Genomic DNA, 9,231 nt, shown 5'->3' with positions numbered 1-9,231 from the left:
GGCTTCCAGCGTTTTAAAATACAAATCCAGTTTTTGCGTGTCGATTTTTTGTGCCCATCCAAATGCGGTAACAAAAAGGCCTAGTAAACCGACCTTAATTTCTTTTTTCATAGTCCTTTATTTTTACGATTTTAAGGTTCTTTTTAATCGGAGCAACAGGGTAATCATAAAATAGAAAAGCACGGTTAAAACCAGCATTGCCGGGATAAACCAATTACCCAATTGCTCATATTGCAACTGACTTACGCCATAGTTTCGGAAATAACCCAATATAAAAATGTCGTTCGGGCGGTAGAAGAAACCTACGTTTTCCGGATCGATCAATTTGGCACCGATCAGGAACAGGAATCCAAATAATAACAAGTATAAAACCGTAAAAATGATATAGGAAATTCCATTTCCGATGTTTAACACCAGAGCTTTTAGTACCTGAAGCGGATTAAACGTACGTGTCGCCTCATCCAGTTTCTTCTCGGCTACCAATGGTTTTAAAAAGACTTCCGGTTGTCCCAGTTTTTCTAAAATATCCAGTAAATGGGCTACTTCTTCTCTTCCGGAATCCGGATTCGACATCAGACTTTCGTAAATATGGCTGTTGATTTCCAATAAAATTTCCTGTTGATTGGCGGCATTCAGTGTTTTAATCGCCTGTTGAATCCGCGCGATATAATCCAGGTAAATTCGCTTCGAATTCGGTTCCCGGAAAGCTATTTCTTTAAATTTCATATTGCATTTATCGTTGTATTGAGGCTGTCCCAATAGGTTTTCATTTCGTTTACAGTGTGTAATCCCAAGGTACTGATCGTATAATATTTTCTCGGAATACCCGATTCCTGTTCCACCCATTTTGAGGCTACCAGTTCTTCTTTTTTTAGTCGGTTCATCAACGGGTAAAGCGTCCCTTCCGCGATGTCGATTTGCGTTCGTTTTTTAATCTCATTGATTAAATCATACCCGTAGTATTCTTTTCCATCTTTTAGAATACTAAGCACCAAAAATGACAATGTGCCTTTTTTGAGTTGCGAGATCCATTTGGTTGTAAAATCTTCGTTCATGTGACAAATATAAAAACAAAATACATAGTATTACAAAGTATATAGTTAAAAAATATATTTATTTCAACAACAAGCTAATAGTCAATAATTTAAAAATCAACAAATCATAATTTTGGTTTTTTATGAAATAAAAAAACTCCGACAGTACTATACTTTCGGAGTTTGAAAACACTTTTTAAATGGTGTTTTTATTTGATTCGGATGTTATGCGTTTCGAGTGCCTTCTTTGCATTTTCATTATCCGGGTTTAATTGCAATGATTTTTGATAGGCCTGTAGCGCCTTTTTTGTCGCTCCGGTTTGTAGTAATATTTCGCCGTAGCTGTCGAATGTATTAAAACCTTTCGGATACAACTCGGTGTTTAGTTTTAAAATTTTCAGTGCTTCGTTCGTTTTTCCTGATTCGGACAGTTCATATCCAAAACTATTGATCTTTTCTTCACTAACATCGTATTCTGATAGTTTCCCTTTGGCTACTTCCGATTTGATTAATTTAATAATCGGATCAATCGCTTTATGTTCATTATAATAGGCCGAAACCGATTTTAAATTCATCGCCCGCTCCTTTGCTTCCTGTTCGGCTAGCGTTTCCACCTTATAGTATTTTCGTTGTTCGTCCGTTATCCGCGTCGGATCGATTTTATAACGTTCCCACCGACCGTTGGTTCTGTTTTTAACGAATTGTGTACCGTAAATCTGCGGCTTTCCTCTTCGCATCAAGTCGCGGTCGACCGCCGCCGCATACCACCATTTATTCAGTGTTTCGTCTAATTGTATGGCTTTTTCAAAACTTTTGACCGCCATAGCCGAATCGATCGAATCTCTGCCGTGCTGAAACACAATCCCTGCATTGAGATAGTCTTTCGCGGTTTTTACCTGATCTTCTTTAAACAATTGCACGGTTCGCTCGCGTCTTGTTTTGTCTTCTTTATTTAAAATCGTCCAGTCGATGTTGGATTGTTTTCTGGCATTTTGATCATCATCGGCCATTTTTTGAAGTTCCGGATTGTCTGTTGTCTGCGAAAAGGTTGTAGCCGATAGCAATAGTATCGTTATTGTTTGAAGAAAGTTTGGCTTTATCATATTTTTTGGTTTGTTTATAGGGTTTGGAATAGCAAGATTACTTTTTTTAAAAACGGAAAACTTGTAAAATTGAGACATCCTACTATTTTGTGAAATGCCAGAAGGTATCGGCCGAACCTAATAGCGTTCCCTTGCTAAAAAACTGTTTGGGCGAATGATGGGTAAATTTTTCGAAGGTTTTATTCAAATGCGCCTGATCGCTAAAATTATATTCGTACGCCAGTTCCGTAAAACTTTTATCCTGATTGGTAAAAAGTTTGTGTTCCATGGTTTTTCTAAAAAGTACGATCTGCTGAAATTTCTTTAAGGAAACCCCAAAATGCGCCTTAAAAATACGAACAAGGTGTCGGCGACTGGTTTGGAGTTCGTCGGCCATTGCCGCAATCGAAAAATCTTCATAATGCCGGAATATATAGGCTATCGATTGTTCCAATAAAACATTGTGATAGCGGTGAAACCGATTTTCTAAAAACTGATCCAGTAAGCGGGTTAGTTCCGAAGGTTCCGCTGTAAAAAGCTGATCGAGTTCTTTTTCGGTAAAAAATTCAAAATCGGTTATATATCCGGAAAAATCCTGTTGGTAAAATTGTTCGATTCCCAACGGATTAAAGACGATAACAATCCGGTGGAGATTGCCTAATTGAATAACATCCATCACCTGTTCCCGAACCGGCGTAAACATTTGCAACGGTTTCCTGTCGGGATGATAGATCATCATCCCGTCGGGCGTTCTTTCGTGCGATCGATAAAGGGAAATAACATTGTTATAATGTGGAAAACAGGTGAATTCGGTTCTTACATTATCCGGTTTGATGTCCACATAATAATAGCTTACATAGTGCGCTATCATTGGGTTTTCCGGTGAAAAGGTTTCAAAAATGGCTTTCATTTTCTATACAATGCAGGAATCCCTTTTACAACTTACCGTATTTTTCGTGTAATTGCTGTATGGTGTTTCCCATTAATTCCTTAACCACTTCAATGTCGATATCCGCCAGCTTTTTGACATAAATACAGCCTTTGCTTATCTTGCATTTTCCCAGCTTTTCCAGTAACGGGTGCTGTTCTTCATTTCCCATATGAATGTATAATGAAAGAGCCGCTTTTCGCGGTGAAAACCCCACCAAAGGCCAGTCGGCTTCCTGACGACTACGTTCCGATTTATAATGATACCGTCCGAAACCGATAATCGATGGTCCCCACATTTTAGGTTCAAAACCGGTAAAATCCTGCATGATTTTCACTAAAGCATAGCTATCCTGCTTTTTTTGTTCGGTAGCGGCAAAGCTGTCGATAAACTCGTGAACATCGGCGTCGGTTTGTTTGGTTTTAATGGCGGCCATACTTACTTTTTATTTGATCAATAAATATAAATTGAAAATTATATAAAAATCGGATATCGGAATACGTCGTTAACTAAATTTTATATAAACCCTAAACCTCTATTCCACACGATCCCTTTCTTTCCTCTTTATTCTTTATTCTTTATTCTTTATTCTTAAACCATCTTTACGCCGTATAACAATATTCGTTTAAAAGCATATATTGCCGGTAGTTTTGGAAAATGTGCCGCGATTCGTTCCAGAAACACGCGGTTAAAATGCAACTGTTGCTCGTCGTCCATCCGTTCTGTATAAGGCAATAAGGCCGTTCCGGAAATAAAATTGAACAGCGTTTTATGATCTTCCGCGATGATCGGATACACTTTTTGCAACAATTGCATGTCGCGTATTCCGTTGTCAAACAAAATCTGCGCATACCGATCCAAAGACAACACCGGTGAGTCGCGTTTATACCCTTTTAAATAATCAGAAAAGGGCTTTTCATGAACCAGATCCAATAAAATCCGGTTTAAGATGTTCTCTGTTTGCACCGGCATTTGTATCGCCAGTTGTCCACCGGACTGTACACGGGAAATGAGTTTGGGAAACAATTCTTCGTGATCCGGCGACCATTGTAACGCGGCATTACTAAAAATCAGATCCCATTTTTGGTCGGAATTTATAACGGATTCGGTTGTAGCCTGTTCAAAATGCAGATTTTCATTTGCAAAAGCTTTTGATTTTTCCAGCATTTCGGCCGAAGCATCAATCCCGGTAAAATGACTTCCGGGAAACTGTCGGGATAAAATCGCCGTTTGTTCTCCGGTTCCGCAACCCAAATCGATTGCTCTAAGATTTTCTTTGGGCTGAATAAAAGCCGCCAGGTCATAAAACGGCTGGTAGCGGACTTTTTTAAACTGATCGTATAGTTCGGGATTCCAGGCCATCGTTTCTTGTTTTGGTTTAATAACGTTTCAAGTTACTATTTTTTAAAACGTATTGCAAGTTTTATTACAATCCTGCGTCGGCAGTTCCTTTGGTAATCAGATCCCGGTGTGCAATTCCCCATTGTGCCAGAATGGTAATTACCGGTTGTACCGTTTCGCCATAAGGCGTTAGTTCGTACATCACACTAACCGGTTGCGTCGTGATCACAGTACGCTTGATCAATTGATTTATTTCCATTTCCTTTAATTCGCGACTAAGCATTTTTCCGGAAATTCCATCGACATCTTTTAAAATATCGGAATAGCGTTTTTTTCCAAATAGTAAGGACGCAATAATCGAAATCTTCCATTTACCGCCCAAAACATACATTGCATCGTGTACCGCCATTATCGCCTTATTACAGGCCATTTGTGAGTGAATTGGTGTTTCCATATCCCGCTTGTTACCTCTATGTTACTATTACTTTTTGTTTGTTAGTGACAAAAGTAAACAACTTATTTCGAACTTTGTCATCAGAATCATTAAATTGTACTATCATGGAATTAATCGAAAGCCTTAACTGGCGTTATGCGACTAAAAAATTCAACACCGAAAAAGTAAATCCCGATACCATCGACCAGATTATTAATGCGACCAACCTATCGGCTTCCTCAACCGGATTACAGCCGTATCGCCTGATTGTAGTCGAAAATCAGGAACTTAAAAAAGAATTGGGTGAAGGTTCTTTTAATACACAAATTGCCAATTCCTCACATTTGCTGGTTTTTGCTGCATTTGAAAAAGTCACCCTTGAACAAATTGAAGACTATATGAACCATATTGCAGCCGTACGCGCAATTCCGGTTGAAAATCTAGCCGATTTTAAAAACGCATTGGTAAACGGTATCTTGTCACGTGGTGACGAGCACAATTTCCAATGGGCCGCCAGACAAGCTTATATCGGTCTTGGAACCGCGATGATTGCTGCTGCCGATTTACGCGTGGATTCCACGCCAATGGAAGGTTTCGATCCGGAAAAATTCGATCGCCTTTTAGGTTTACAGGAAAAAGGATTAAAAAGTGTTGTGGTACTGGCTTTGGGGTATCGCGATGCCGAGAATGATATTTTTGCGACTTTTAAAAAAGTACGCTTACCACAGGATGTATTTGCCGTAACGGTAGCGTAATTCCGGTTTTGATTCCAGATCCTAAATACTAAAAAATCCCTGACATCAGGGATTTTTTTAGTTTATATTGGGTACAAAAAGGTCTTACAGGTTTTCTTTAAAGAAAGGGATTACTTTTTCTAATGCCGGTGTAACAGCCTCCGGCTTATCGTATAAATCATAATGGGACTGTCCTTTAACAACCAGTAATTCCTTTTTCTCCGATCGCGCTCTGCGGAAAATTTCCAGGCCATCGCGGTAGGCTCCAAAACTTCCCGGCTTATCCCCTATCACAACCAAAAGCGGTTGCGTTAGTAGTACCTCCGACAAATGAAACGCATCCCATCCGATACCGGCACTTAAACTGGAAAACAAGACGCTCGTCGCTCCGTTAGGCTGTTGGCCTCTTGGCGTTTTGTAGTAATCGGTCGCTTCCAGTACATCGATGTCTGTAATTCCTGCTTTCTGACCCGCTGCAACCGATTCGGGTAACAAATTATTTACTATTCCGGCTTCGCCACGGGCTTCGGCTGTTCGCTGTCGGGCGATCGCTTCCAATCCTTCCAACGGTTTTCCTCCGGTGAAATCTTCCCGTAATAACCTACCAAAATTAACTCCGGTTATCGAAACCACCGCTTTGATACGTCGTTCGGTCATCGCGACATTAATCGCATAACCGCCTCCGCCACAAATACCAAGTACACCAATACGTTTTTCATCCACATAAGGTAAGGTTACCAGATAATCGCAGGCGCAATGAAAATCCTCTACCCGTGTTGCGGGATCTTCTACAAAACGGGGTTCTCCGCTACTGCTTCCCTGATAAGAGGCATCAAATGCCAGAACAATAAATCCGGATTCGACCAGTGCTTTCCCGTATACATTCCCCGAAGTTTGCTCCTTACAACTACCAATCGGATGTGCACTGATGATGGTCGGGTATTTTTTTTGAGCATCGAAATCCGCTGGAAAGTGAATATCGGCCGCTACTTCTAAATTTTTATTCTTAAATGTTACTGTCTGTATCATGTTGATAATCTGTTATTATTTTTTTGATTGGTTTTATAAAACGCGCTGAAAGAAACCGGTTAGCTCAGTTACCGCTTCGCTTACATAATTTTCCCTATCGTATAACGACATATGATTGGCTCCTGCTACTATATGTTTCTTTTTATCGGTTGTAGCGGCAATTTGTAACAAATCGTCACTCATCCAGGCGCTTCCGGCATTGCTTCCCACTACGGCCAGTATCGGCTGAATTAAATAAGCTTCTGCTTTGTTATAGGCATCATACGTGATCAACTGTGTCAGGCTACGTGAAGTTGCAAAACCTGGAGCTGTCGGGTACTGACAACGATCGGTATGGTAGTATTCCCAGGCCTCGCGTAATTCTTCATTAGGCGCGTCCTCTTCCCGTGCCGGTGCCAGCGGAAAAGTTTGAATCGATCCTTGTTGACCAGCTGTTCTGGCATTGGAACCAGCTATCAGATACGGCAATGCATCGGTTTCTTTTTGTGTGTTTTCCCACCCATTGCGAAACATCGAACCAATATTTACCGCACTAACCATCCCTACGGCTTTAATCCGATGATCATTAATTGCGGCATTGGCCGTATATCCCGCTCCGGCGCAGATTCCCATCGCACCGATTTTTTCCGTATCGATATACGGCAAAGTCGTCAGATAGTCGATTACCGCGCTGATATCTTCGGTACGGATATACGGATTTTCCAACTGTCGGGGTTCACCGGTGCTTTCTCCCTGATATGAGGCGTCATAAGCAATGGTTATATAACCGTTTTCAGCCAGCTTACGGGCATACAATCCGGCGGTTTGTTCTTTTACTCCTCCACCCGGATGACTCACCACAATAGCCGGATATTGCTGATTTGGATTAAATCCTTCCGGAAAGTTGATCACTGCTGCCATAGTAATAGCGGCATTGTTACTGTTTTTAAAATTTACTTTTTGCTGTGTCATGATTTTTTCTTTTTATTTATTTTTTGGTCTTTCAAACCTACACTGCAAATGTCTTTACTATCCGGGACAGCGTACGAAAACAGATTACGGATATACTGAAACAAATTACTTTTTCGGGTTTCAGGTAGCCTATTTTAGACGATTATCTCTTTGTTTCTATAAAAAAACCGGTCCAAAAGACCGGTTTATAATGCTTACTCGAAAATCGTATTAGTCTACTTTTTCCAACACTTCCTCCAACCATATCGCTACTTTTGATTTGGCCGTAGTGACTAAATCTCCTTTTTCCAGAAAAGGTGTTCCAATAGCAGCATCGGGACACCATTCCCGGATTTCCGGAATACTGTTTCCGGAACCAAAACCGGAATGGGTATGAAACGGCAATACTGTTTTTCCTTTTAAATTACATTGTTTTAAAAAACTTCTAACCGGTGGCGGCAGGCGCTTATCCCAAACCGGAAAACCTAAAAACACTACTTTATACCGATCCAGGTTATCGATTTTGTTTTTCAATTCCGGTACTACATTCGCTTTATTCTGTACCGAAATACAATCTACTGTTGCCTGATGATCGGTAGGATATTCTATTTCCGGTTCGAGTCGGATACTGGTACCTCCGGTTTTTTCGTTTATATAACCGGCCAGTTGTTGGGTGCTACCGGTGTGCGAGAAATACACAATAAGTATTTCGCTGTCAATTAGGTTTGTTTGTATAGCCATTGGAATGGTATTTAAAATTATGATATCACGGTTTGCTTGCGGTATGCCCTGGGAGAAATTCCGGCTTTCTTTTTGAAAAAACGGGAAAAATTAGTCGGAGACGGAAAACCGAGTGTATTGGCTATTTCGCAGATGGGGATCGTTGTATGCTTTAGTTTTCTTTTGGCCTTTTGGATCCTATACTTTTGGATATGATCCGTTGGCGTTATCCCGGTAAAATGTTGTATCAGATCACTGAAATAATCGGGCGTCAGATTCGCTTTCTGAGCAAAATAAGCCGTAAACGACCGATTCGTTAGTATTGTATCCTCCCGAAAATACGCTTCTATATTTTTATTGAAATCATCTACAACCTCCAGATATACGGAACTACGGGAATCAAACTGCCGGGCATATAAGTGCTGTACATACGTTAGAATTAATACGATATAAGAAACCAGCACATTTTTATAAAACTGTTCTTTTTGAAATTCGCTATACGCCTTATCAAACAGATCCAATAAAACCTGTTCCTCCTCACGCGTCAGAAAAAGGGCTTCATGGTTGTTGTAATGCATAAAACGATAGCCTTTTACATAGTTGCCGAGGTATTGAGCACTCACCATAATACTATAGCCCGAAACCGGAGGCTCCAAATCCCATTCCAAGGTATTTCCGGGACCATCCAGGTACAAATAAGTCCCTGCTTCGTTTGAAGCGGAAACGGGATTTACGACTTTTTTATCCACCGTTGACTTAACCGACAAAAAATAAAAGTCGATTGTAACTGGATCCGAGCGATACAAGAGATCCTCCTGCCCGTCGTAACGGCAGATATGCAGGGCTTTGCTTCGCAGGTTGCCTATGTTAACATACCGGGCAAAACCCGGAATATCATATAACGCTTTCAATGTCAACTGGTTTTATTCCTTTATCATACAAAATTAGAACACTACTCCATTTTGAATATGATACAAATCATTTGAATTCTGAAACAAAT

Annotated in this window: 12 protein-coding genes; 1 reads left to right on the top strand and 11 read right to left on the bottom strand. The window is 40.5% G+C overall.

From position 1 onward, the window contains the following. Positions 1–123: 123 nt before the first annotated feature. From Q1R07_RS05340 to Q1R07_RS05310, 7 genes are all read right to left on the bottom strand, one after another. Complete coding sequence (locus tag Q1R07_RS05340; protein ID WP_300486840.1) at positions 124–726, bottom strand: hypothetical protein; 603 nt, start codon at positions 724–726, stop codon at positions 124–126. Then, positions 723–1,055 carry a PadR family transcriptional regulator gene (locus Q1R07_RS05335; protein ID WP_136402738.1) on the bottom strand — a complete coding sequence of 111 codons (333 nt, stop codon included), beginning with the start codon at positions 1,053–1,055 and terminating at the stop codon, positions 723–725. The genes Q1R07_RS05340 and Q1R07_RS05335 overlap by 4 nt, the downstream gene beginning before the upstream one ends. A 188-nt stretch (positions 1,056–1,243) precedes the next feature. Further along, positions 1,244–2,137: a tetratricopeptide repeat protein gene (locus tag Q1R07_RS05330; RefSeq protein ID WP_300486833.1), complete on the bottom strand. Its 894-nt coding sequence runs from the start codon at positions 2,135–2,137 to the stop codon at positions 1,244–1,246. Positions 2,138–2,219: 82 nt separating this feature from the next. Continuing rightward, positions 2,220–3,026 (bottom strand): AraC family transcriptional regulator, encoded by an 807-nt coding sequence (locus Q1R07_RS05325; RefSeq protein ID WP_300486830.1) that lies wholly within the window; start codon positions 3,024–3,026, stop codon positions 2,220–2,222. A 25-nt stretch (positions 3,027–3,051) separates the two neighbouring features. Beyond that, entirely contained in the window at positions 3,052–3,480 is a 429-nt protein-coding gene (locus Q1R07_RS05320; RefSeq protein ID WP_300486827.1) for a DUF1801 domain-containing protein, read from the bottom strand. Positions 3,481–3,635: 155 nt separating this feature from the next. Then, a complete protein-coding gene (locus Q1R07_RS05315; RefSeq protein ID WP_300486824.1) occupies positions 3,636–4,406 on the bottom strand; it encodes a methyltransferase domain-containing protein in 771 nt (256 codons plus the stop codon). 64 nt (positions 4,407–4,470) lie between these two features. Beyond that, positions 4,471–4,839: a helix-turn-helix domain-containing protein gene (locus Q1R07_RS05310; RefSeq protein ID WP_300486821.1), complete on the bottom strand. Its 369-nt coding sequence runs from the start codon at positions 4,837–4,839 to the stop codon at positions 4,471–4,473. A gap of 104 nt (positions 4,840–4,943) precedes the next feature. On the opposite strand from Q1R07_RS05310, the gene Q1R07_RS05305 reads away from it, so the two are divergent. Next, positions 4,944–5,573 (top strand): NAD(P)H-dependent oxidoreductase, encoded by a 630-nt coding sequence (locus tag Q1R07_RS05305; RefSeq protein WP_300486818.1) that lies wholly within the window; start codon positions 4,944–4,946, stop codon positions 5,571–5,573. Positions 5,574–5,657: 84 nt separating this feature from the next. On the opposite strand, the gene Q1R07_RS05300 is transcribed toward Q1R07_RS05305, so the two are convergent. From Q1R07_RS05300 to Q1R07_RS05285, 4 genes are all read right to left on the bottom strand, one after another. After that, positions 5,658–6,581 (bottom strand): alpha/beta hydrolase, encoded by a 924-nt coding sequence (locus Q1R07_RS05300; protein WP_366526335.1) that lies wholly within the window; start codon positions 6,579–6,581, stop codon positions 5,658–5,660. Between the two features lie 33 nt (positions 6,582–6,614). After that, positions 6,615–7,532, bottom strand: coding sequence for an alpha/beta hydrolase (locus Q1R07_RS05295; protein WP_300486815.1), 918 nt, complete (start codon positions 7,530–7,532; stop codon positions 6,615–6,617). A gap of 210 nt (positions 7,533–7,742) precedes the next feature. Beyond that, entirely contained in the window at positions 7,743–8,252 is a 510-nt protein-coding gene (locus tag Q1R07_RS05290; protein WP_300486812.1) for a flavodoxin, read from the bottom strand. Positions 8,253–8,269: 17 nt separating this feature from the next. Then, positions 8,270–9,142, bottom strand: a complete 873-nt coding sequence (locus Q1R07_RS05285; RefSeq protein ID WP_300486809.1) for a helix-turn-helix domain-containing protein — start codon at positions 9,140–9,142, stop codon at positions 8,270–8,272. Between the last annotated feature and the right edge of the window lie 89 nt (positions 9,143–9,231).

This window comes from Flavobacterium sp. (genome assembly GCF_030146175.1).
Classification (GTDB): Bacteria; Bacteroidota; Bacteroidia; order Flavobacteriales; family Flavobacteriaceae; genus Flavobacterium.
The sequence above is the reverse complement of the archived record's forward strand: the minus strand, read 5'-3'. Positions and strand labels throughout refer to the sequence as shown.